The organism is Mesorhizobium sp. DCY119, from assembly GCF_003590645.1.
Classification (GTDB): Bacteria; Pseudomonadota; Alphaproteobacteria; order Rhizobiales; family Rhizobiaceae; genus Mesorhizobium_M.
Window position 1 is genome coordinate 4748158 of the sequence record NZ_CP031834.1, and the last position, 24025, is coordinate 4772182.

Annotated in this window: 21 protein-coding genes and 1 pseudogene; 3 read left to right on the forward strand and 19 right to left on the reverse strand. The window is 65.0% G+C overall.

Annotated elements, in window-relative coordinates; genetic code table 11:
* Position 1 precedes the first annotated feature (1 nt).
* The 8 genes from DZG07_RS23230 to DZG07_RS23265 form a co-directional block, all read right to left on the reverse strand.
* On the reverse strand, positions 2-889 hold the full coding sequence (locus tag DZG07_RS23230) for an amidohydrolase family protein (protein WP_119821143.1): 888 nt from the start codon (positions 887-889) through the stop codon (positions 2-4).
* A 200-nt stretch (positions 890-1089) separates the two neighbouring features.
* On the reverse strand, positions 1090-2301 hold the full coding sequence (locus tag DZG07_RS23235) for a VWA domain-containing protein (protein WP_162931705.1): 1212 nt from the start codon (positions 2299-2301) through the stop codon (positions 1090-1092).
* Complete coding sequence (locus DZG07_RS23240) at positions 2298-3152, reverse strand: MoxR family ATPase (protein WP_091916459.1); 855 nt, start codon at positions 3150-3152, stop codon at positions 2298-2300. Before DZG07_RS23240 ends, DZG07_RS23235 begins: the two co-directional genes overlap by 4 nt.
* A gap of 206 nt (positions 3153-3358) precedes the next feature.
* On the reverse strand, positions 3359-3667 hold the full coding sequence (locus DZG07_RS23245; protein ID WP_119821147.1) for an EthD family reductase: 309 nt from the start codon (positions 3665-3667) through the stop codon (positions 3359-3361).
* 18 nt (positions 3668-3685) lie between these two features.
* The gene (locus DZG07_RS23250) at positions 3686-4696 is read right to left on the reverse strand and encodes a molybdopterin cofactor-binding domain-containing protein (RefSeq protein WP_119821149.1); all 1011 of its coding nucleotides are present in this window, start codon (positions 4694-4696) and stop codon (positions 3686-3688) included.
* Between the two features lie 214 nt (positions 4697-4910).
* On the reverse strand, positions 4911-6272 hold the full coding sequence (locus DZG07_RS23255; RefSeq protein WP_119821150.1) for a molybdopterin cofactor-binding domain-containing protein: 1362 nt from the start codon (positions 6270-6272) through the stop codon (positions 4911-4913).
* Between the two features lie 11 nt (positions 6273-6283).
* Entirely contained in the window at positions 6284-6778 is a 495-nt protein-coding gene (locus DZG07_RS23260; RefSeq protein ID WP_119821152.1) for a (2Fe-2S)-binding protein, read from the reverse strand.
* A gap of 37 nt (positions 6779-6815) precedes the next feature.
* Positions 6816-7625, reverse strand: coding sequence for an FAD binding domain-containing protein (locus tag DZG07_RS23265; RefSeq protein WP_119821154.1), 810 nt, complete (start codon positions 7623-7625; stop codon positions 6816-6818).
* 163 nt (positions 7626-7788) lie between these two features.
* Between DZG07_RS23265 and DZG07_RS23270 the strand changes: the two genes are divergently transcribed.
* Positions 7789-8475 (forward strand): GntR family transcriptional regulator, encoded by a 687-nt coding sequence (locus DZG07_RS23270; RefSeq protein WP_162931706.1) that lies wholly within the window; start codon positions 7789-7791, stop codon positions 8473-8475.
* A gap of 73 nt (positions 8476-8548) precedes the next feature.
* A complete protein-coding gene (locus tag DZG07_RS23275; protein ID WP_119821158.1) occupies positions 8549-9736 on the forward strand; it encodes a Xaa-Pro peptidase family protein in 1188 nt (395 codons plus the stop codon).
* A gap of 228 nt (positions 9737-9964) precedes the next feature.
* Here the strand turns inward: DZG07_RS23275 and DZG07_RS23280 are convergent, their stop codons facing one another.
* The 8 genes and pseudogenes from DZG07_RS23280 to phnG form a co-directional block, all read right to left on the reverse strand.
* On the reverse strand, positions 9965-10582 hold the full coding sequence (locus DZG07_RS23280) for a DapH/DapD/GlmU-related protein (protein ID WP_119821160.1): 618 nt from the start codon (positions 10580-10582) through the stop codon (positions 9965-9967).
* Positions 10579-11286 (reverse strand): phosphonate C-P lyase system protein PhnL, encoded by a 708-nt coding sequence (gene phnL, locus DZG07_RS23285; protein WP_119821162.1) that lies wholly within the window; start codon positions 11284-11286, stop codon positions 10579-10581. Before phnL ends, DZG07_RS23280 begins: the two co-directional genes overlap by 4 nt.
* Positions 11287-11354: 68 nt before the next feature.
* Positions 11355-12131 carry a phosphonate C-P lyase system protein PhnK gene (gene phnK / locus DZG07_RS23290; protein ID WP_091916441.1) on the reverse strand — a complete coding sequence of 259 codons (777 nt, stop codon included), beginning with the start codon at positions 12129-12131 and terminating at the stop codon, positions 11355-11357.
* Positions 12132-12304: 173 nt separating this feature from the next.
* Positions 12305-13132: pseudogene (locus DZG07_RS23295) on the reverse strand (alpha-D-ribose 1-methylphosphonate 5-phosphate C-P-lyase PhnJ); the annotation flags it as partial.
* Positions 13129-13548, reverse strand: a complete 420-nt coding sequence (gene fosX, locus DZG07_RS23300; RefSeq protein WP_119821164.1) for a FosX/FosE/FosI family fosfomycin resistance hydrolase — start codon at positions 13546-13548, stop codon at positions 13129-13131. The pseudogene DZG07_RS23295 and the gene fosX, both read right to left, overlap by 4 nt.
* Positions 13545-14654 carry a carbon-phosphorus lyase complex subunit PhnI gene (locus DZG07_RS23305; RefSeq protein ID WP_119821166.1) on the reverse strand — a complete coding sequence of 370 codons (1110 nt, stop codon included), beginning with the start codon at positions 14652-14654 and terminating at the stop codon, positions 13545-13547. The genes fosX and DZG07_RS23305 overlap by 4 nt, the downstream gene beginning before the upstream one ends.
* Before the next feature lie 3 nt (positions 14655-14657).
* Entirely contained in the window at positions 14658-15263 is a 606-nt protein-coding gene (gene phnH / locus DZG07_RS23310) for a phosphonate C-P lyase system protein PhnH (protein ID WP_119821168.1), read from the reverse strand.
* A complete protein-coding gene (phnG, locus tag DZG07_RS23315) occupies positions 15263-15733 on the reverse strand; it encodes a phosphonate C-P lyase system protein PhnG (RefSeq protein WP_091916432.1) in 471 nt (156 codons plus the stop codon). Before phnG ends, phnH begins: the two co-directional genes overlap by 1 nt.
* Positions 15734-15838: 105 nt before the next feature.
* On the opposite strand from phnG, the gene phnF reads away from it, so the two are divergent.
* Complete coding sequence (gene phnF, locus DZG07_RS23320) at positions 15839-16585, forward strand: phosphonate metabolism transcriptional regulator PhnF (protein WP_091916431.1); 747 nt, start codon at positions 15839-15841, stop codon at positions 16583-16585.
* 212 nt (positions 16586-16797) lie between these two features.
* Here phnF and DZG07_RS23325 read toward each other — a convergent pair whose 3' ends face one another.
* From DZG07_RS23325 to DZG07_RS23335, 3 genes are all read right to left on the reverse strand, one after another.
* Complete coding sequence (locus tag DZG07_RS23325) at positions 16798-17247, reverse strand: PaaI family thioesterase (RefSeq protein WP_119821170.1); 450 nt, start codon at positions 17245-17247, stop codon at positions 16798-16800.
* 181 nt (positions 17248-17428) lie between these two features.
* Positions 17429-22027, reverse strand: a complete 4599-nt coding sequence (locus DZG07_RS23330) for a translocation/assembly module TamB domain-containing protein (RefSeq protein WP_119821172.1) — start codon at positions 22025-22027, stop codon at positions 17429-17431.
* A complete protein-coding gene (locus DZG07_RS23335) occupies positions 22024-23883 on the reverse strand; it encodes an autotransporter assembly complex family protein (protein ID WP_119822005.1) in 1860 nt (619 codons plus the stop codon). The genes DZG07_RS23330 and DZG07_RS23335 overlap by 4 nt, the downstream gene beginning before the upstream one ends.
* Positions 23884-24025 lie beyond the last annotated feature (142 nt).

Below are 24025 nucleotides of genomic sequence, written 5' to 3' on the forward strand. Positions count from 1 at the left end.
CTTACTCCAGCCGATAAACCCGCCTCGCCGTGTCGTGCAGCACCGCTTTCTGCACCTTCTCCGGGAAGGACGACAGCGCCGTGCGATAGGCCGTGACGAGATCGGCGTAGCTCGTCCAGAGTTTTTCGATCGGGAAGTTGGAGCCGAACAGGCAACGTTCAGGCCCGAACCGGGCGATGGTCTCGGTGGCGACGTCGCGGATGTGGGCGGCGTCGTTGCGGTGGATGAAGGTGCCGAGGCCGGAAAGCTTGCTGACCACGTTTTCCTGATCGGCCAGGCGCTTCATGCCCTCGCGCCATGAGTTTCGCCCGGCGGGCGACAGGTTCTCGAGCATGCCGGCATGCTGGAGCACGAAGGTGATGTCGGGATTGTCCTTGGCGAGCTTTGCCGCACCCTTCATCTGGGAGGCGAAGACCTGGAGGTCGAAGGACCAGCCGTGTTCGGCCAGCAGCCGGATGTTTTTCCTGAGCCGCGCATCGCTGGCCAGATCGGGATCGGCGGCGAAGCGGTACATTTCGTTTTTGTGCCAGTGAAGCTGCATGCGGATGCCGCGCATCAGCGGGAATTTCGCCTGACGCTTCAGGGTTTCACCGGCATTGTCATCGAGCAGATCGGCATAGCCGACGATACCGTGCGGCCAGCCATGCGCGTCGGCCACGCTCTGTACCCAGGCGACCTCGTCGACCGAACCCGTCTTGGCCCAGTTGGTCTGGATATAGACGGATTTCTCGACGTTGGAGCTTTTGATGTCGGCCAGAAATTCCGCGATCGGATAGTCGCGGCGGATGGATTCGTAGGGCCCGAAAATGCGCGGCACCATCGGCCCCTGCAGCCACGGCAGATCGGCCTGCCGCCAGATGTGGTGATGGCCGTCGACGATCTTGATCATGATGGGCTCCTGATTTGGTGGCTCCGAAACATCAGCTTTGCCGTTCGTGCGTCCTTCGAGGCTCGCCCGCCAATGGCGACGCGTCCGCCTCCGGCGGCAACGAGGGCTCGCACCTCAGGATGAGGGAAGTGGGCGCTGTTCTTCCTCATCTTGAGATGCTCCTGCTTTCATAATGAGGGCTTCTGCCGGCACGCCCTTCCTCATCCTGAGGTGCGACCCTGAGCTTGTCGAAGGGGAGCCTCGAAGGACGCACCGCTGTATTGCCGCCCGGCCTGTCTTCGCGGTCGCCGGTCCAGCCCAGCGAGATCGCCGATCAGCCTTTCCAGCGCGGCGAGGCTGCCGCCATCGGCGACGAGATCGAGGCTGGGCAGGATGCCGGCCATGGCGCGTGTGACCGGGCGATAGCGCGGATCGGCGGCCAGCGGCGTGACCCAGACGAGCCGGTGGCCGAGGCGGGACAGACGCTCGACGGCGTGGACCATAGCTCCGGGATCGCCGCGCTCCAGCCCATCGGAAAACACGATGACCACCGCGCCGCGCACGAGGGCGGTGTGGCGCGAGACACTCAGAAAATCCTCGAGCGAGCGGCCGATCAGCGTGCCGCCGTCGAAGTCGAAAACGATGTCGGCGAGGCCGGCCAGCGCCTGCTCCTCATTTCGGTGTTTCAGCACCTTCGTCACCCGCGACAGCCGCGTGCCGAAGCAGAAGGTCTCGACCTTGGGCCGCTGCCGCGTCAGCAGATGGGCGAAGCGCAGATAGGGCTCCGACTGCGCCTTCATCGAGCCGGAAACATCGATGAGGAGAAGCAGCCGGCGCGGGCGTTCCGGCCGCGCCTGCCTGAGAATCCGCAGCGTCTCGCCGAAGGTTTTCCGCGCCGCGCGGATGGTGCCGGCAAGGTCGATGCGATGGCCCGCCGGAGCCGGCCGCCAGCTTCGACTGCGCGTTGCCGGCAGGCGGTCGAGGCGGCGGCGCATGCGGGCAAGCGTGTCGCGGTCGTCTTCACCGGCGCGGGCGAAATTCTTGCGGTTGCGCACATGATCGTCGGCAGCCGCCTGCCCCGCGGCATCGCCATCGAGCAGATCGAGACGCTGGTCGCTGCCCTGCGGGCGGTCGCTGCGCGGGCTTTCCTGCTCGTCCGGCGATTTGACCACGCCGGCAATGGGGGCGGCGCCAAACCAAACCTCGAACACGGAATCGTAGAGCGGAAATTCTTCCGGTGAGGCCGTGAGCGTGACGCGGCCGGCGCGCGCCAGATCGCCGATGCCAGAAAGCCGCGACACGCGCACGGCGTGAAGGTAATTCATCGCGCGGCCGGGGTCGATCGGCAGGCCGGCCTCGCGCAGCGCTGCGGGAAAACCGGCGAGCAGCTCAGTGCCCAGCGCTGCCGGCAGGCTGTTTGCGGTGGCGCTCATATCACGCCCGCGCGCTCGATGACGCCAAAGTCTTCCTGATCCTTTACCAGCAGGCCGAGCGAGCGCTTCAGCGCGTCGGGCCATGGCGTGCCGTCGCGGTGCAGAACTTCCGCCGCGCGCGCCCAGTCGATGCTCTCGGCAATGCCGGGGCGCTTGATCAGCGGCAGGCGGCGGATGGCGGCAACCGCCTCGACCAGCCGATCAGCCGCTTCCGCCGCGATGCCGGGCGCATGGCGCTCGATGATGGCGCGTTCGCGGGCACGGTCGGGATAGTCGATCCAGTGGTAGAGGCAGCGACGGCGCAGCGCATCGTGCAATTCGCGGGTGCGGTTGGAGGTCAGGATGGTGACGACCGGCTGGCCGGCCTTCACCGTCCCGATTTCGGGAATGGAAATCTGGAAATCGGACAGGAACTCAAGCAGGAACGCCTCGAAAGCATCGTCGGCGCGGTCGATTTCGTCGATCAGGAGCACCGTCGTGCCGGCGTTGCGCAGTGCTTTCAGCAGCGGCATTTCGATCAGGAATTCCGGCGCGTAGAGGTCGGCGGTCTCGACCTTGCCGCCGCGCTCGGCCACGCGCACTGCCAGGAGCTGGCGGGCATGGTCCCAGTCGTAGAGCGCCCGCGAGGCATCGATGCCTTCATAGCATTGCAGGCGCACGCATTGCCGCCCGAGGATTTTCGCCAGCGTGTTGGCGACCTCGGTCTTGCCAACGCCCGGCACGCCTTCCAGCAGCAGCGGCTTGCCGAGCTCTAGCGCGAGGTAGAGGGCGGTGACCAGCGTCTCGTCGGCTAGGTAGCCGGCGGCTGCGAGGGAGGCGTCGAGCTGGTCCTGGGTTAGGGGCGAGGGCATGAGGCCCTCGACGTAGGTTTGACGGCAGCACCCCCCTCTGGCCTGCCGGCCATCTCCCCCTCAAGGGGGGAGATTAGCTGCTTCCCGGCTTTCGCCAGTCGCAAACGTTTCAGGATGAACGGGACGGGCGAGCTGCTAATCTCCCCCCTTGAGGGGGAGATGGCCGGCAGGCCAGAGGGGGGTGCCTGCGGTTGCATCACAATCCCCTAAAACTGCAATTTCTCGTCGCACACCATCCGAAACCGATTGGAACAATGCGCGGCAGCATCGCCGCCCGCAGCCTTGCCGGCCTCGGTGGCGAAGGCGTCGGCCATGGCCTGCTCGCTGTCGAAATACATTTCCGAAACGCCGTCGAAGGGTGCCTCGGCATTCTCGGCGCGGAGCACGTTGGAGGTGTATTTGCGCATGCCCGGCAGGTTGCGGGCGAAGGCGACGTGATCCTCCAGAATCCATTTGCGGAAATCCTGAAAGCTCATGCCGTCCTTGCGCTTCATCAGGGCCATGACTTTGATCATTCCATTGTCCTCTCGATTTCAGTTCGGGTTGCCGCGCAGCGCATCAAGGCCGCGCAGGATTTTTTCGGGCGTGATCGGCATCGAGGTGACGCGCACGCCACAGGCATCGAAGATGGCATTGGCGATGGCGGGAATGGGCGAATTGGCCGTCATTTCGCCGATGCCTTTCGCGCCGTAAGGGCCGTTGGAGGACGGCCGTTCGATGATGACGGAATCCATCTCGGCGATGTCGCCCGGCCCCGGCATCAGGTATTCGGAGAAATCGAGCGGGCCGTGCGCGCGGCTGGGATAATAGGGCTCCGTCGTCTCGTAGAGCGCGTGGCTGATGCCCATCCAGGCGCCGCCGACGATCTGCTGGTGGGCGAGCGCCGGGTTCATGGCGCGGCCGATCTCGTAGGCGTTGGTCATCTTGAGCACGGTGACGTCGCCGGTCTCGTCATCGACCTCGACCTCGGCGATGGTGCAGGCGTGGGCCTGGCAGGAATCCGGGTCCATTTCGCCGGTCTCGGGCACGACCTCGCTTTTCGGCTTGAGATACATGCCGCGTCCGGAAATGGTCCGGCCATGCTTGAAATGGGCGGCGAGCGCGACATCGAGCACGGCGATGCCCTTGTCGGGCGCGCCATTGACATGGATGCGGCCCTTGCCGTCGGTGACGAGGTCGCCGGCATCGACTTCCAGTTCGGTCGCCGCCACGCTCATCATCACTTCGCGCGCTTCCTTCGCCGCCATCATGATGGCGTTGCCGATGCGGTGCGTGCCGCGCGAGGCGAAGGTGCCCATGCAGTGCGGCCCGGTGTCGGTGTCGGCGGTGTCGATCATCACGCTTTCATAGGGCACGCCCAGCGTTTCGGCGGCGATCTGCGCGCCGACGGTCTTGATGCCCTGCCCGAGATCGACGGAGGAAAGCGTGATGACGAAGCTGCCGGTGGTCGTCGCGTGGATCAGCGCCTGAGACGGGTCTCCGCCGAGGTTCATGCCGGTGGGATAGTTCACTGCCGCAACGCCGCGGCCCTTCAGCCTCGCCATTTTGCATCTCCATATGAAATTCGACCCCCACTCCGTCGCGCTTCGCGCGCCACCTCTCCCCCGATCGACGGGGGAGAGGAAACGTCTGCAAGGCTGGCGCCCTTCCTCTCCCCTTTTGAGGGGGAGAGGTGGTTTGCGAAGCAAACCGGAGTGGGGGTAGGCTGTGCCATATGCGATTGCCCAGAGGGAACAAGGGTGGGGGTAAGCTCCATGCTCAGCCCTCCCTCGTCATCGAGGACATTTTGGCAAAGCGCGGCGCAAGCTGCTTGCCGGTCTGGCGGGCGGCGGCCTGGATGACTTCGACCAGGGCGGCGCCATCGACCTTCTTGCGATGGGCCTTCATGTCGCCGTCGCGATAGGCATTGAGCAGCCGCAGTTCCATCGGGTCCATGTCGAGGAAGCGCGCGATCTGGTCCATCTGCGATTCCAGCGCGAAATCGCCGATGGTCACGCCGAAGCCGCGCATGGCCGAGGACGGGGTGCGGTTGGTGTAGACACAATAGGCATCGACATGGACATTGGGGATCGTATAGGGGCCCGGCATGTGGGCGGCGGCCTTGGTGGTGCCGTAGGTGGAATGGCGGCAATAGGCGCCGGCATCGACATAGAGCGTGATTTTCCGGGCGACGATGCGCCCGTCTTTCATGACGCCATCCTTGATGTAGATGCGCTCGGCGGCGCGCGGCGACGACACCTGCATCTCCTCGGCGCGGCTGTAGGCATATTTCACCGGCCGGTTGGTGAGCATGGCGCCCAGGGCCGCGATCGGCTCGACGATGACATCGACCTTGCCGCCGAAACCGCCGCCAACCGTGCCACCGACCAGCCGCAGCTTGTTGAACGGCACACCGAGGATGAGCGCCATGTTGTCGAGGGTGAAATAGAGCGCCTGCGTGTTGGAATAGATGGTGATGCGGCCATTGCCCTCCGGCTTTGCCGTGCAGCCGGTGGTCTCTGTCGGCGCATGCTCGATGGGCGAGGAATCGTAGCGGTGCTCGATGACGTGGTCGGCCTCGGCAAAACCCTTGTCGACATCGCCGAAGCGGATGCGCCGGCAATTGTGGCCCTCATAGACGAAGTAGTTGGTGCCATCCTTCTTGAAGGGCGTGGAGGTCATCGCCTCCTCCACATCGAAGACAGGGGCCAAGTCCTCATAGTCGACCACCACGCGGCGCGCGGCCTCAAGGGCTGCCTGCGGCGTCTCGGCCAGCACGGCGCAGATCTGCTCGCCCATGAACAGTACGCGGTCTTCCGGCAGCACCGGCTCGTCGTCGGGGCCGACGCCGATCAGTTTCAGGATCGTGTACCAGTTGTTGGGCACGTCCTTGTGGGTAAGGATGCGCACGACGCCCGGCACCTTCATGGCAGCCTCGGTGTCGATGCCCTTGATCAGCGCGTGATGGCGGGTGGAGCGCACCATTTTCAGGTGCAGCGTGTTGGGGAAAGTCACATCCTCGTAGAACTGCGTGCGCCCGGTGACATGGCCGCGCGCATCGGCACGCTGGACGCTTTCACCGACGACCGAAAGCTCGGCCTCGCGTTCCTTGGCGAAGAAGCTGGTGTCGATCTTTTCCATGGCCCGTTTCCTCACGCCGCTTCGGCGCGGCTGGCCGACTTGACCCTGACGGCGGCATCGAGAATGGCGTCGATGATCGCCTCATAGCCGGTGCAGCGGCAGATGTTGCCGGAGATCGCGCGCACGACATCGTCGCGCGCCGGGTTCGGATTCTTCGCCAGCAAAGCAGCCGCAACCATGATCATGCCCGAAGTGCAGAAGCCGCATTGGGTGGCGAAACCTTCGAGGAATGCCTCCTGGATCGGATGCAGCCCTTGCGGCGGGGTCAGGCCCTCGATGGTTTCGACATGCGCGCCTTCGATCGTCTCGACCGGCAGCATGCAGGACATTGCCGTCCTGCCGTCGACCAGCACGGTGCAGGTGCCGCAGGCGCCCTGCTCGCAGCCGCGCCGCGTGCCGGTAAGCCCCTGGCTCTCACGCAGCACGTCGAGCAGCGTCGTGCCGGGGGCCGCCAGCATCTGGCGCTCGGCGCCGTTGATGGTGAGCGATACGACGGAATGCTTCATGGCTACCCTCCCGGTGGCTATTTTTCGCTGGTACCGATTATTCGCCGAGCAACGCCCGCCTGACGTGCACCGGCGTCACGCGCGCCCGGTACCAGGCGCTGGCATAGGCATCGTCGGCCGGGTCGATGTCCTTCAAGGCTTCCTTTGCGGCGGCTTCGACATGCGCGTGGTCGAAGGGTTTTCCCGTCAGCGCCTTCTCGACGGACGTTGCACGAACCGGCGTCTTCGCCACACCGCCGAGCGCGATGCGGGCTGACGAGACGACACGTCCTTCCAGCACCACGACCGCAGCGACCGTGACGATTGCGGCAGAGTTGAACGCCTTGCGTGTCGCCTTGGTGAATTTGAACGCGTCTTTTGCCGGTAGCGTGAGGCTGATCTGCGTGACGATTTCGCCTGCTTTCACGCCGCTGGAAACGGTCTGCTCAACCGGCTCGATACGCTCAGCCCCTGGACCAGCGATGGTGGCTGTCGCACCCAGCGCGATCAGGCAGACGGCAAGATCGCCATAGGGCTGCTTGACGAAAAGATTGCCGCCGACGGTCGCCATGTTGCGGATGGTGGGCGAGGCGATGGTGTCCAGAGCGGGGCGCAGGAAGGCCAGCGCCTTCTCGTCCTCCAACTCGGCAAGCGTGGTTGCCGCTCCAATTGTGGTCTTGCCAGTTTCGACGCTGATGCCGGAGAGCCCGACCTTGCGCAGGCTGACAAGACTGGTGAAAGCGTCGGTGCCGTAGTTCAGCACCGGCATGACCACCGTACCGCCGGCGAGGATGATCGCGCCTTCCAGGCTCGACAGGAATCGCTGTGCTTCGGGCACGGAGCCCGGCATTGCCACGGTCTGAAGCATGGTCTCCTCCCAGAGATCAGGCGATCTGTTTGCGCTGGTTGTTGCGCGGGCCGTCTTCGGCCTTGATTATCTATTATCGATAAATCAAAATCGCTTTGTCAACTCTGGTCCGACCAAATAAGATGCTGCAACGCAGTAGCAGATGGATTCGGCAGGACATTCGATGAGCGAAATGCGCAGGGTAAAAGCGGAGATGGGGAAGTTGCCGGATACGGGCTTCGTCAACACGCCGCTGAGGCAGCGGCTGAAGGAGGTGCTGCTGCGCCGCATCCTCGGCGGGCATTACGACCCCGGCGAGCGGCTGATCGAACTGCGCATCGCCGAGGAATTCGGCACCAGCCAGGGCCCGGTGCGCGAGGCGTTGCGGGAACTGGAAGCGACCGGCCTCGTCACCAACCTGCCCCGGCGTGGTACCTACGTCTCCGAAGTGATGGGCGATGGCCTGCGCGAAATCTACACCGTGCGCGGCGCGCTGGAGGAGCAGGCGACGCGCATCGCCACCACGCAGCGCGCCTGCGACCTCGATTATCTGCAGCGCGAGGTCGACCTGATGCGCGACGCCGCAGTGGCCGGCGACACGCATGGCGTGGTCGAGCATTCGGTAAAATTCCACCGCTCGATCATGGAAGCGGCGAAGAACCGGCTGCTGCTCAACATCTGGCAGTCGCTGCAGATCGAGACGCGCACCACCATCACCATGCTGACGGAGGGGCTGGATCTGGTCGAGATCGCCGACAGCCACCAGCCGATCATCGACGCCATCGCCAGCGGCAATGCCGAGGAAGCGGCGCGGGTGGCGCGTGAGCATCAGGATTATTTCGAGCGCCTGCCGGTGCCGACGCGGGCGTGAGCGCTAGATCACGAGTTAGCCGAGAGGCCGGCGGCAGACCGGCCAGCGGCGGAGGAATTCAGGGAGAAATGTCATGAATATCGCCACGACTGCTGCCCGACAAAGCACGGTTCCGTTCGATCACGCCAAGCTCGACGGCTTGATGGACGAGGCTGGCATCGACGTGCTGGTCGCGACGTCGAAGCACAACGTCCAGTATCTGCTCGGCGGCTACAGGTTCATCTTCTTCTCGGCGATGGAAGCGATCGGCCACAGCCGCTACCTGCCGGTGCTGATCTACGAGAAGGGTAAGCCCGACCATGCAGCCTATGTCGGCAACCGCATGGAGGGCGGCGAGCACCAGAACAATCCGTTCTGGACGCCGTCGGTGCAGACCGCGACATGGGGGTCGGCCGATGCGGCAAAGCTTGCGGCCGAGCATCTGAAGAAGATCGGCAAGGACACGGCGCGCATCGGCATCGAGCCGCCCTTCATGCCATCGGATGCGCATGGCGTGCTGCAAAGCGCCCTGCCCGGCGCGACACTCGTTGACGCCACTTCGACGCTGGAGCGCCTGCGCGCCATCAAGACGCCGCAGGAACTGGAAAAGCTGCGCCAGGCGTCCGAACTGATCACCGATTCGATGACGGCCGTCTTCACGGGTCAACGTGCCGGCGCTAGCAAGCAGGAGATCGTCGATGCGCTGCGCCGCGAGGAGACCAATCGCGGCCTGCAGTTCGAATATTGCCTGCTGACCCTCGGCGCCAGCCACAACCGCGCCGTGTCGCCTCAGACATGGAACAAAGGCGAGGTGCTGTCGCTGGATTCGGGCGGCAATTATCACGGCTATATTGGCGACCTCTGCCGCATGGGCGTGATAGGCGAGCCGGACCAGGAATTGCAGGACCTGCTGGCCGAGATCGAAGTGGTGCAGCAGGCGGCATTCTCGCTGTGCCGCGCCGGCACGCTGGGTGGCGACATGATCGCCCATGCCGAAAAGGCGCTGAAGGCTTCGCCGAGCGCTGCCTTCACCGATTTCTTCGCCCATGGCATGGGGCTTATCAGCCACGAAGCGCCTTTCCTGATGACCAACCATCCGGTCGCCTATGAGGGCGTCGATGCCGGCAAGCCGCTGGAAGCCGGCATGGTGCTGTCGGTGGAGACGACCATGCTTCATCCGACGCGGGGATTTATCAAGCTGGAGGATACGGTGGCGATTACGGAAGCCGGCTATGAGATGTTCGGTGAGCGTGGGCGGGGATGGAATGTGGGTGGGGGATGAGGGTGAACGCCTGAGGCGCAGCAATTGCTTTGGCGCCGCAAGACCCCTCTCCGTCTCAGCTTCGCCGAGCCACCTCTCCCCGCAAGCGGGGCGAGGAACCCAAGTTCTGCCAAGCCTCGACTTCCGCAACGTCAGCGAGTAGCAGTTCCTCGCCCCCGCAAGGCGGGGGAGAGGTGGCGCGCGAAGCGCGACGGAGAGGGGGGCGGCTTAGTTCCAGATGCCGGAACCCTACCCGCCATGCTTCTCCAGAAACGCTTCCGCATCCAACGCCCGGAAATCATCCAGCGCCGTGCGCAACCGCGCGTGGTCCCAGTCCCACCAGGCGAGCGCCTGGTAGCGCTCGGCGGTCTTGCGGTCGAAGCGTTCGCGGATCGGTTTTGCCGGCACGCCGCCGACGATGGTGTAGGGCGCGACATCCTTCGACACGACCGCCCCTGCCCCGACAGCCGCGCCGTCGCCGACGGTGACGCCGGGCAGGATGGTCGAGCCGTGACCGAGCCAGGTGTCGTGGCCGATGGTCACCGCGTTTGAGCGGCGCCATTCGAAGAACTCTTCTTCGTGGGTGGCGTCGTCCCAGTAGTCGGAGGCGCGGTAGGTGAAGTGATGCAGCGTCGGCCGCCATGTCGGGTGGTTGGTGGCGTTGATGCGCACGGCGGCGGCAACGTTGGCAAACTTGCCGATGGCCGCGCACCAGACGCCGCAATCCTGCATGACGTAGGAATAGTCGCCGAGCGTCGTTTCGTGGATGCGCGAGCGGTCGGCGATCTCGGTGTAGCGGCCGAGCGTCGAGTTGCTGACTTCGGCGGTCGAGTGGACGCGCGGCTCTTCCGAAAGCTTGCCGCTCATGCTGCGATCTTTCCGGCTGCAAATTCGGTGACATCGATGATGCGGTCGGCGACCGCCTCGCGCACGTCCTGATCGTGGAAGATGCCGAGCAGGGCAACGCCCGCAGCTTTCTTCTGCGCGATCAGATCCACCACGACCTGGCGGTTGACGGCATCGAGCGAGGCCGTCGGCTCGTCAAGCAGCAGCACCGGATGCGCGGTGATGAAGCCGCGCGCGATGTTGACGCGCTGCTGCTCTCCGCCCGAGAAGGTGGCGGGCGGAAGCAGCCACAGCTTTTCCGGCAGGTTGAGGCGGGCAAGCAGTTCGCGCGCCTTGTCGCGGGCGCCATCCCTGTCCTCGCCGAGCATCACCAGAGGTTCGGCGACGACATCGAGTGCGGAGACGCGCGGCACCGTGCGCAGGAACTGGCTGACATAGCCGATCGTATCACGGCGGATCCGCAGCATCGTGCGCGGGCTGGCTGTGGCGAGATCGACGAGTTCGCCGCCATGGCTGACGATGATCTGGCCTTCATCGACGGCATAGTTGCCGTAGAGCATTTTCAGGATCGAGCTTTTGCCGGCACCCGACGGCCCGCCGAGCACGGCACATTCGCCGGATTTCAGCGAGAACGAGACATTGGCTACGACCGGCAGCTTGATGCCGTCGCGCAGATGCATGGTGAAGCTCTTGGCGACTTCGGAGACGACGACGGGGGTGGGCATGTTAGTCTCTTTCGTATTTACGCGTGATCTTGTCCGAAAACCGGGTTCCACTTTTCAGGATCACGCGCCTAGACCTGCAAGATCGAAGACACGAGAAGCTGCGTGTAGGGCGCGCGGGGATCGTCGAGCACGCGGTCGGTGAGGCCGGTTTCGACGACGCGGCCGTCCTTCATCACCATCATGCGCTGCGACAGGAGCCGCGCGACGGCAAGGTCGTGGGTGACGACGATGGCCGCCAGCCCGAGATCGGTGACGAGGCCGCGCAGGAGATCGAGCAGGCGCGCCTGCACCGAAACATCGAGGCCACCGGTCGGCTCGTCCATGAAGACGAGACGCGGGCCGGTGACGAGATTGCGCGCGATCTGGAGCCGCTGGCGCATGCCGCCGGAGAAGGCGCGCGGCTGGTCGTCGATACGGTCCTCGTCGATCTCGACGCGGCCGAGCCAGTCGATGGCGGTCGAGCGGATGTTGCCGTAGTGGCGGTCGCCCACCGCCATCAGCCGCTCGCCGACATTGGCGCCGGCCGAAACCGTCATGCGCAAACCGTCGGCTGGGTTCTGGTGGACGAAACCCCAGTCGGTGCGCATGAGAAAGCGGCGTTCCGCCTCGCTCATGCGGTAGAGGTCGCGCCAGGTACCGTCGCGCATGCGGTAGGCGGCGGTGCCCGAAGTCGGCATCAGCCGGGTCGACATGCAATTGAGCAGCGTCGTCTTGCCCGAGCCGGATTCGCCGACCACGGCCAGAACCTCGCCCGGCCAGAGATCGAAGGTGATGTCCTCGCAGCCGACGCGCGAGCCGTAATATTTTGAGAGTGATGTAACGCGGAAAAGCGGTTCGTCGGTCATAGCGTGTCCTTTCCCTCCCCCTTGAGGGGAGGGTGGCCAATCGCCGAAGGCGGTTGGTCGGGTGGGGTCTTATCCATAGTCTCGGCGCGGGTTTTCGTAGAGGTCGAGCTCGGCCGCTCTGACCCTACCCCGGCGGCTTCGCCGCCGACCCTCCCCTCAAGGGGGAGGGATTCCCGCCGCTTCTCGCAATGGTCGGTGTCCGAGCACACGAACATGTGCCCGCCGTGATCGTCGAGGATGACCTCGTCGAGATAGACCTGCTCGGCACCGCAGAGCGCGCAGGGCTGGTCGAAAGTCTGGACCTCGAAGGGATGGTCCTCGAAGTCGAGGCTGACCACTTTGGTGAAGGGCGGAACGGCGTAGATGCGCTTTTCGCGGCCCGCGCCGAAGAGCTGCAACGCAGGCGACATGTTCATTTTCGGGTTGTCGAATTTCGGCGTCGGCGATGGGTCCATGACATAGCGGCCCTCGACCTTCACCGGGTAAGCATAGGTCGTGGCGATGTGGCCGTGGCGTGCGATGTCCTCGTAGAGCTTCACATGCATCAGCCCGTATTCCTCCAGCGCATGCATCTTGCGCGTCTCGGTCTCGCGCGGCTCGAGGAAGCGCAGCGGCTCGGGAATCGGCACCTGATAGACCAGGACCTGCCCGGCATGAAGCGGCGCTTCGGGAATGCGGTGGCGGGTCTGGATGATGGTGGCTTTCTCCGTCTCCGTGGTGACGGCAACGTCGGCGACCTTTTTGAAGAAGGCGCGGATCGAAACGGCATTGGTGGTATCGTCGGCGCCCTGGTCGATGACCTTCAGGATATCGTCAGGCCCGATGATCGAGGCCGTGACCTGCACGCCGCCGGTGCCCCAGCCATAGGGCATCGGCATTTCGCGGCTGGCGAAAGGCACCTGATAGCCGGGAATGGCGATGCCCTTCAGGATCGCCCGGCGGATCATCCGCTTGGTCTGCTCGTCGAGATAGGCGAAGTTGTAGGTGGCGATGGCGTTCATTGTGCAGGCTCCAGACCTTTCGCATACCGCGCCAAACGCTCGGCCAGCGTGCCGGTGTGCAGCTCGAACAAATGGTTGTCATCATCGTAGAAATAGATCGACCGTCCTTCGCCCTCGACGCGAGGACGTGGCGGGCGCATGTCGAGCCCAAGCGCCTTGGCGCGGTCGACATAGCGGTCGAAATCGACCTCATCGATCTTGAAGGCGATGTGGTTGTAGCTGCGCGAAGGCAACGGCTCGCCCTCCATGATCGCGATCCAGAGATCGCCAATCAGGAAGAATTTTTCGCGAGACAGCGAGAAACGGTCGTCGCCGCTGGCATAGACCTCGCGAGCGTCGAAGACTCCGGCGAGAATCGCCGTCATACGCTCGAGATCACGCACGATGAAGGTGATGTGCGAGAGACCTTCGATCATTCCGCGGCCTCCCGTGTTTCCTGATCGTCGCCGCGCTGGCGCGCTTCGTGCTCGGCGCGCATGCCGCGCACGAGACCGAGTTCGGCCTGGAAATCGACATAGTGCGGCAACTTCAGATGCTCGACGAAGCCGGTGGCCTGGACGTTGTCGGAATGCGAGATGACGAATTCCTCGTCCTGCGCGGGGGCAACGACATCCTCGCCGAACTCGCGGGCGCGCAGGGCGCGGTCGCATAGCGACATCGCCATGGCCTTGCGTTCGGACTGGCCGAAGACGAGACCGTAGCCGCGCGTGAACTGCGGCGGCACCTTGGCCGAACCCTTGAACTGGTTGACCATCTGACATTCGGTGACGCGGATGCGGCCGAGGGGCACGGCGAAGGGCAGTTCCGGCACGTCGATTTCAACCTCGACCTCGCCGATGCGGACCTCGCCAACGAAGGGATGGCTGCGGCCATAGCCACGCTGGGTGGAATAGGCGAGCGCCAGCAAAAAGCCCTCGTCGCCGCGCGAAAGTGCCTGCAGGCGCAGGTCGCGCTCCAGCGGAAACTCCACCGGCTCGCGGGTGAGATCGCCGGTGACGTGGTCTTCCGGCAGTTCGCCGTCGCTTTCGATCAGCCCTTCATGGGCGAGGATTTCCGAGACACGCGGCATTCGGCCAGCTTCGGCCTCGCGCTGTTCGGGTTCGGCTACCGGCGCACCGGCGGCGATTTCGGGGTCGAGCAGGCGATGCGTGTAATCAAAGGTCGGGCCGAGAAGCTGGCCGCCGGGCAGGTCCTTGTAGGTCGCGGAAATGCGGCGCTCGACCTGCATGGCGGCGGTGTCGATCGGGAGCGTATAGCCAAAGCGCGGCAGAGTGGTGCGATAGGCGCGGACGAGGAAGATCGCCTCGATCATGTCGCCGCGCGCCTGTGCGAGGGCGAGTGCCGCCAGTTCGCGATCGTAGAGCGAACCTTCGGCCATGACGCGATCGACACCCAGCGCCAGCTGCTCGACGATCTGGTCGAGGCGCAGGGCGGGCACGGAGCGGTCGCCGCGCCGACGGTCGGCGAGCAGCTGGTGTGCGTTGGAAATGGCGGCATCACCGCCCTTTACGGCCACATACATCGGTCAGGCCTCCATGGTCTTGATACGCGTGGTGCGCGGCAGGCAGGCGATGCCTTCTGGTGCTGCCAGAATGACATCGACGCCGCGCGGAAAGCGGGCGCGGTTCTGCTTCCACTGTTCGACGAAATGACGCGGCAGCGGGGTGGGCGCGAGCATTGCAGCCTTCTCGATGCCGGGGCCTTCGAGCAGCAGGTTTTCGCCCGCAGACAGGCTCTCCACCTGCAGGATGAGCGTGGTAGAGCGATCGGGATATTCCTGCGTGCCTTGCGCGAAATTCTCAAGCGCGATCAACTCGGCCGGGCTGGAGACGAGCGCGAAATGCGCATCCGCCGGCGTGTGGGCAAGCGGCGCGCCGCTGTGAAAGCCAAGCCAGTGCTTTGCGGCGGCAGAGGCCTGCAAGGCAGGATCGAGCCAGAGCGGCGTGTCGTTGTCGCAGAAGGTCAGTGCGACAGCACCCGCGACCGGCGACAGCGGTGCCGGCGGCACGGTCAGGCCGTCGCAGGGCTGGATGGTGCCGGGACGGGCCATGGCGTCCATGACGGCGCGAAACACCGCCTGCGCATCGAATACTGGATTGGCGAAGCCGCCATCGATTGCCTGCGTTTCCATCAATCCTCTCCGCGTACCATGGTGAAGAAATCGACCTTCGTCGCCGCCGTCTCGGCGCGACGCGTCTCGTCGGCAGCAAGCTGTTCCGCGCGCAGCGGCTCGATGATGCTGGCCTCGATCTCGGCACGGCGCGATGCGTCCTGCCAGAGCGCATCGGCGATGGCCGAGAGAAGCGCCTTTTCCTTGTCGCGGCCGAGCGCATAGGCGTGGCCGACCGCGCCACCCTCGACCCGCACCGTGGCGCGGGTGACGGTCGCCTCGCCGAAATTGAATGGCGCACCGCCACCGCCGATGCGGCCGCGCACGGTGACGAGACCCGTCTCCGGCCCGCGAAGCTTCTGCGCATCACGCGGCAAGCCGGCCTCAGCCCACAACGCCTTGAGCCTGTCTCCGGGTGCATGGGAGAGTGCTGCCATCGCTGCCTTGCGGCCCGCCGCCTCTTCCCTTTCCTGCCGTCTGTCTGTTTTCATTATCCGGTCCGCCGTTGCAAAATTTGTCTATTGCTCTATACAACCATACAAATTATACTCCCTTTCTAATGCCTGTCTATGACGGTGCGATGACGGGGTGAAAAAATGGGCTCGGAAGACAGTCAACTCAGTATGGAGCGGCGCAGCGGGGTCGCGCTGTGGCGGCAGGTCGCCGACCGCATCCGGCATGGCATCGGCGGCGGCACGCTCGGCGACGGGCAAAAATTGCCGCCGGAAATCTGGCTGTCCGAGCACTTTGGCGTGAACCGGCACACGGTGCGCGCGGCAATCGCAGCGCTCGTGCAGGAAGGCGTGCTGCGGGCCGAACAGGGCCGCGGCACCTTCATCGAAAGCCGCAAGCGGCTTGCCTATCCGATCTCGGCACGCACGCGCTTTTCCACAGGCATGCAGCATCAGACGCGCGACCGGCGCGGCATACTTCTGGGCCATCAACAGGAAGAAGCCAGTGCGCGCGTGGCGGAAGCGCTGGCGCTTGAACCAGGCGCGCCGGTGCTGCGGCTGGAAACGGTGAGTGAAGCGGACGGACGGCGTGTGGGGCGTGCGACGGGCTGGTTCGATGCCGTGCGCTTTCCCGGTTTCGAGAAAGCCTATGCCGAGACGGGCTCGATCACCTCATCCTTCGCGCGTTATGGCGTGAATGACTATCTGCGCCGCTCGACGCTGGTCTCGGCGCGCCATGCCGATACCGACGATCTGGAAAACCTGAAGCTCTCGCCCGGCGCGATCGTACTGGTGGCGATTGCGATCAATGATGATCTTGAGGGGCGGCCGATCCAATTTGCCGAAACGCGCTTTGCCGCGGATCTGGTGGAGCTGACGGTGGAGAGTTGAGGAGAGAATAAGTTTTTACTCCTCTCGTCGTGGGACGAATAAAAGCTTCCCCTCTCCGTCTCGGCTTCGCCGATCCGCCTCTCCCCGCAAGCGGGGCGAGGAACCTTGATTCTGCGAGGTCGCGCCGTTTCAGGACTTGGGTTCCTCGCCCCCGTAAAGCGGGGGAGAGGTGGCACGCGAAGCGTGACGGAGAGGGGGAACTCTCGCCGCCGCTACCGCTCCATCACGATCAGCGTAGACGTCGCACTCGCGTAGAGCTTGCCGGCGCTGTCGGTGAGCTTGGCTTCGGAAAACCCGGCGCGGCGGCCGAAGGAAAGCACGCGGCCTTCGGCGCGCAGCAGGCCGGTGTCCTTGGTGATCGCCTTGTGGTAGGCGACCTTCAGTTCCAGCGTAGAATAGGCCTGGGTGGCGCTGAGTTTCGAGTGGACGGCGCAGCCGCAGGCCGAATCGAGCAGCGTGGCGGCGTAGCCGCCATGGACCATGCCGATGGGGTTGTAGACCGACAGGCTGGGCGTGCCTTCGAAGACGGCAAAGCCGTCGTCGACCTGGACCAGCCGGAAATCCAGCGTTTCGGCTATGGGCGGACGCCCGCCCGAAGCGATCAGCGCCCGAAGCTGTTCGAGCCCGGTCAGGCCGGGGCCCATTTCGGCGGCAAGATTCATGATGGATGACTCCGGCTATTGGAAACTGTCACTCGGTTTGTCGAGATTCAGGTCAGGACGTGCCGAAAATGATGGGTTTCGAGAACCGGAGCGGAGCGTACGTTTTGTACGTGAGCACCGGAAGCGCAGAAGACCATCATTTGCAGGCCGTCATCACCTGAATAACGACAAACCGTGCGGGTCAGTAGTCCTTTTCGTAGAATACGCCAAGGCTGGAGTCGCCGCCGGTGCCAACCGCGCCGCGCGCCTTGAGGTCCTTGGTGATGTCGAGGTTGATCGTGCCCTTGGTCGAGCCTTCGGCACCGGCCTCGACGCCGAGATAGATGTTGTCCTGGATGTAGCGGCCGGCGCGCACGGCGGCATTGCCTTCGCTGTCTGTGACGACATCGAGATCGTCCAGCCCGGTCGCGCCGCGCAGGCTGCCGATCAGCGAATTGTTCGAACCGCCGGCGAGTTCTGCGGCAGCAGCGGCAAGCTGGGCGATCTGGAAGGCCGACAATTCGCTGATGCCGCGATTGAAGATCAGGCGCGCCAGCACTTCGTCCTGCGGCAGTTCCGGCTGCGACGAGAACTTGACGTCGATGTCGGAGGCACGCCCGCTGACGGTGATGAAGACCGTGATGTCGGAGCCTTGCGAGCGGGCGACGAAATTCAGGAACGGGTCAAGGTCGCCGACAAGCGTCACCGAACCTTCGTCGAAGGTGATGCGCTGACCGAGGATGCCGAGGCGGCCACGGATGAGATCGAAGCCGCCGACCGGCTGGATGTTGGAGACCGGGCCGGTGAGGCGCAAGGAGCCGCCAAGCTCGGCATCCAGCCCACGCCCGCGCACGAAGATGCGGTTGGGTGCGTTGACGCTGATGTCCAACCGCACGACGCTTGGCCGGCTGGTCGGCGTCGGTGTGCCGTCATTGGCACGCGCGCGCTTCAGCGTCTCGGCAACGGCCTTCGATGGGTGGATGTGCTTGACGTCGAGGGCTGCCGCGCCGCCGGCGAAGCTTTCCGGCACGGTGATTTCGGCGCGCTCGACATTGATCGTACCGGACAGAAGCGGATCGCGCGTCAGCGGGCCGGTGAAGGCCAGAGCACCGCTGACGGTGGCAACGACGAGGTTGCCGTCAGCATAGCGGGCCTGGTTGAGCGTCACGCGGATATCGGCCGGGAAGTTTGCCGCCGCATTGAGCGAGACCGTGCCAGTCGCGCCGATCGAGCCACCGGCGGCGAGGTTGGCGGAGACGTTGCGCAGCGTGACGCGGTCGCCGTCGATCGTGCCCATGACGGCGATCGAGCGCAGGCGCGTGTTGCTTTCGGGATCGACGAACTCCGCGCCCTGGGTGGAGAACATGCCGCGGATCGCCGGCTGCTTGAGGTTGCCGGAAACGGTGGCGTTGACCTGCAGCGTGCCGCCGGCCTGCGCGCCGCGATCGGCGAGGAAGCGGTTGGCAAGCGCTAGCGGCGCTTCGCCCCGGACCGAGAGATCAAGGCCGTTGCCGGACACGGGCAAGCGGCCGCTGGCCGAAACCGTCAGGCCCTGCGGTCCGTTGACGGTCGCGGAGGACAGCGTGAGGACCTTGTCGCCGAAGCTGCCGGATGCGTTGATTTCCAGCGGTGCGGCACCTGCCGAATCGAGGGCTGCGGCGCGGACGCCGGCACCGCGCAGGTTGAAGGATGCGGCGGGGTTGGCGAGTTGGCCGGTGACCTTGGCGGAGCCCGAAATGTTGCCGCCGAGATTCTGGCCGGGGGCGGCAGCGTTCAGGACAGCCAGCGGGAAGGATTCCAGCCCGATGTCGAGCGCCATCGCGCCCTTGTCGAGCGGCACCGCGCCGCTGGCCGTGGCGCGCAGGCCCTCCGGGCTGGTGACCGCGGCTTTGAGGTTCAGGCGGTTGGCGCTCGAAGTGCCGTCGGCATCGAGATTGATCGAGTTGAGGCCAGCCTGACGGAGTGCGGCGGCGGCGATGGAGCGGCCCTGGACGTTGAACTTCACGTCCGGGCTGGCGCGCGTGCCGCCGATATTGGCCGTGCCGTTGACCGTGCCGGCCAGCGCCAGATCCGGCTTGATGGCATTGGCGATGGCGAGCGGCAGATTGGCGATGTTGACGGCGACGTCGAGCTTGTCAGCGATCTCGCCGCGCGCGGTGACACGGCCACCGCCGACATCGAGCGCGACATTGTCGATGGTGATGGTCTGCCCGCGCATCTGGATCGCTGCCGGCTGGGTCAGGCGGGCGGCGAGACTGCCCTGCGTCACGTCAGCATTCTGGAGCGCCAGGCGGTAGCCGCCCTCGATGGGCGTGAGCGCACCGCCGGTGGAGACCTTGGCACCGTTGTCCAGCGCTGCGTCGGCCTTGAAATTGGTGGTCTGGCCCTGCTGCTGGGCTGTGGCCTGCAAGGTGGTGACATTGATGCCGCCGGCGGAGAGCTTGGCTGCTGTGAGCGAACCATCGGCAATCGGCACGTTGAACAGGTCGGCGACCTTGGCGTTGAGATCGGCCTTGCCGAGCTTGACCGTGTCGACGGCAAGGTCGGCCACGTCGGCGCGAACGGTGGCGTTCTGCTTGCCGTCCTGATGGCTGAGCGCGATGTCGGCGTTGACCGCGCCGGTGGCTTCCTTGAGCAGGAGCGCGGCAGCGGTGGAAACATCGGGGGCGGCCAGCGTCAGTTTGCTGTCGAGCAGACCGGCCTTGTCCTGCGTCACGTCGCCGGTGATGCGCGCACCGCCGGCGGTGAATTTGAGATCGCCGAGGCGCTTCTCGTTTTCCGTGACGGCGACTGCCGAGGCCAGCTCTATGCGCACGCCATCGAGGAAGGCATCACCCGTGACCTGGCCGTTCAGGTCGCTGTTCTGCAGCGTGCCTTCGAAGCCGAGCACGGCGTTCTTGAGGTTCTTGCCGACCAGCGCGCCGGTCGGAACCTCGGCGCCGAAGGTCAGGCCGATGAGGCCGTCGGAACCGTTCGCCCTGCCCTTTGCGGTCAGGCGTCCGGAGGCTTTCTCCGAAACCAGCGCTAGGTCGCTCAGCGCGAGGTCGAAGTTGAAATCGGCGGTTCCCGTGGCGAAACGGCCATCGGCCGTCATGCTGACCTGATCGTTGAAGATGCGGAACTGGCGCGCCACCAGCCCGGTCTCGCCGCGCGCGACGCCACCGGTCAGGCGCGTCTGGCCTTGCAACAGATTGTCGGCCGGCGGGCTGTCGATGCCGAGGCCATCGGCGTTGCCATCGAGCGTGAGGTCGAAGCCGCCACTGACCGGCGTGACCGTGCCCTTGGCGACGAGATCGATCGCGCCCGAAAGCTGCCGCCCGGCAAGGCCTGAGAACGGCGCCAGCGCATTGGCCTTGAGGCCGATATCGCCCTTGAAGACATAGTCGGCGATGTCGCCGGCGAGCGACAGGGCAAAACCGTTGGCCGCGACCTGCGCCTTCGCAAGCTTGACCGGCGCACCCGCGGTCCATTCGCCGCCGACATCGAGCTTGATCTCCTTGCCCAACGCCTCGGCCACGTCGGCGCGCTTGGCCTCGATGCCGGAAACGCCGCCATTGGCCGCGAAAGTGAGATGGCGCTGCGCCGGATTGGACAGGTTCTGCGCCAGGCCGGACAGCAGGATATCGACGGATTTCGACGAGAAGGTTTCGGTGGCGAGATCATCGACCTTGATGGCGCCCGACCATTGATCGCTGCCGCTGTCGCCAAAAGCGAGCTTCACATTGGCGCGCTGCACCGTGTTCTGGCCGGGTATCGGCAGCAGCACCTTTTCGGTGGTGCCGTTGTCGATATTGGCATCCAGCGTCAGCCGCTGCAGGAAGTTGTCGGCAGTCGTCTCGGCGGCAGCCTTCACCTTCAGGGCAGCGCTCTCCAGGTCGAGGTTTTCCAGAAGCACGCCGCCAGCGTCGCGGACGAGGCCCGAGGTCTGGAGCGTCGTGTTGGCGCCGAAGAAATCGCGGAAGCGCGGCGAGATCAGCCGGGCGATCGGGCCTTCGAGATCGGCGGTGAAGGCCAGGCCTTCGCTCTGCCGACGCAGCTCGGTCTTGCCGGTCAGCACGCGCTGCTGGTCGGCGTCGAGCGTCAGGTCGAGATCGAGGTCGGAAAGCGGCCCCTTGCCCAGCAGGGCCAGCGCCATCGGCGGACGGCCCTCGACGCCGAGCAGATTGGCCACGATGCCGTTGGCCGGCTCGTTGAGCTTCAGGTCGAGATTGAGAATCTGGTCGGCATTGGCGTAGGTCGCCGTCAGCGCCAGCTGGCCGCCGGGACCGTCGAGGCGGGTGACGTTCAGCGCAGTGTCGAGCGAGCCGCCAGCCAGTTGCAGGCGCCCGGTGATGCCCATCTCGGAGGCGAGGCCGAACAAATCCTGGCCGAAGACGACATGCGGCACTTCGAGCTCGCCGAGCGAAACGGAGACCGGCAGTTCCGGAATCTGGAAGCTGCCCGCTTCGGGCGCCGGCGCACTCTCGTCCGGCAAGGGTTTGCGCGTGACATCGATGCGGTCGGCGGCGAGCCGGTCGATCGACAGGCGGCCAAGCAGGAGTGCCGAGCGCGTCCAGACGATGCGGGCATTGGTGATCTTCAGCCAGACGCCCTGGCGGTCGGCGATAGTGATCTCGCCGATCGTCGCATCAGAGGAAAGCACGCCCTGGATGTTGTTGATGCGGATCTGGCGGTTCGGCGTGGAGAGTTTGTCTTCGAGCAGTCCGACCAGATAGGAGCGGTCGGCCTGTTCCGAATCCTGCGCGACGGCTGCCGTAAGCGCGGTGAAGAAAAGGGCGATGGCCAGAAATATCCGGGTCAAAACGCTTGTCCTATTCCAACATAGAAGGCGACGCTCGGATCGCCACCGTGGCGATTGAGCGGCACCGCCGCATCAAGCCTGATCGGCCCGAGGCCAGTCAGGTAGCGCAGGCCGACGCCTGTGCCGACGCGCAGATCCTCCTGGAATTTCGGGAAGGAATCGGCGCCGACATAGCCGGCATCTATAAAGCCGACGATGCCGATCGAGCTGGTGACGCGGGCGCGCAGTTCGGCCGAACCCTCGATCAGCGAGCGTCCGCCGATGACGTTGCCGTCCGGCAGGTTGACGCCGATGTTGCGGTAGGCGTAGCCGCGAACCGAGCCGCCGCCGCCGGCGAAGAACAGCTTGTCCGGCGCGGTTTCCGAAATCGGCGGGCCAACAAGGCTGCCGATCTTGATGCGGCCGGCGGCAACGATTCGGTTGTCCTCGCCGAAGCCGTAATAGGCGCGGCCTTCGGCGGTGAAGCGAAGAGCGCCGTTGCCGTATTTGAATTCGTAGAACGGTTCGAGATTGGTCTCGAAGTAATAGCCTTCGGTGGCGTCGGTCTTGTTGTCGCGGCTGTCATAGATCAGGCCGCCAATAAGGCCGACACTGGCGAAGTCGCGCCGGCCGAAGACATCGTCGTCGAAGCGCGAGACGCCGCCGGTCGCTGCGATCCGGCCGGAAAGCTCGTCGGTGAAGATATGGGTGAAGCCGACCTCGGCGTTGATCGAGGTGCGGGTGTAGGGCTCCAGCACTTCACGGTCGCCGATGAGCGAGGCGACGAAATCGGTATCGGGCGTATAGACGCCCGGCTTGGTGAAGGTGGCGCCGAGGCGATAGGTGAAGTCGCCCGGATCAAGCGTTGCGCCCATGCCGGCAACCTTGGCCTCCAGACGCAGGCGCTCGGCCTTGCCGAACAGGTTGCGGTGCAGCCAATAGGCCTCGATGCCGGCGCCGTCGACGGTGGAATAGCTGCCGCCGACGCCGAAACGGCGCGGCAGGCGCTCCTGCACGATGAGGCTGATGGGCAGCAGCCCATCATTGCCGATTTCATCGCCTTCCTGAAAGCGCATGGCGCGGAAGACGTCGAGCCGGCCAAGCCGCTTGCTGGCGCGGTCGAGATCGTCGGGATCATATTCCTGCCCCGGCTCCAGGCCGGTCATCCACGCCAGGAATTTCGGATCGATGCGTTCCGTCCCCTGGACTTCCACGGGAGCGTAGTAGGCCTTGCGGCCGGGATCGACAGTCAGCGTCGCGTCGACGATATCGCGGTCGTGGGCCGCCTCGACGCGGCGATCGGCGATCTTCGCCTTGGCATGGCCCTGCTGGCGCCAGGCCTCGACGGCAAGCCGTTCCGACTGGAGGATGACACCGGACTTTGCGATCTGTCCGGGCACGAAACCTTCGTCCTCGGGCTGCTTGACTTCATCCTTGCGCATGACCGGCGGCGGCGCGCGATTGATGATGGCGGTTTCGCCGAACATGAAGGTCGGGCCAGGGTCAACGCTGACACTGATGGCGACCGGATCGGGCAAGGTCGCATCCGGCGGCAAATCCGCCGCCTCGCGCCCGTCGACCTTGATGCTGATGGTGCCGCCATAGCGGCCTTCGCTGTAGAGTGCTGCCAGCAGGCGGCGATAATCGCCGCGCGCCTTGGCGAGCAGGCCGGAGACGCCGGAGGCCGGCTTCTCACGGTCTTTCCAGAGGCCGGATGTGCCCTTCAGCTTGGTCTGGATGTCTTCGTTGTCGCCGGAGACGGCGAAATCCACGGAATAATGCTGCGGCTCGCCGATGACGTCCTCGGACTCATCGACCTTCTTGCTGCCCCACAATTTGATGCCGAACAGCTCGAAAGCCTGCGCCGGCGTGGCCATGCCGGTGGCGAGGCTGATGCCGATAAGCAGGCAAAGGCCCCGCGAAGTCCTGGAAAACACAACTCTCACTCAAGCTCCTAGACGCGGTCGAATAGGCCACACGCACCAACATCAGCGCGCCTCGAAAAGCTCTCCGCCCCCT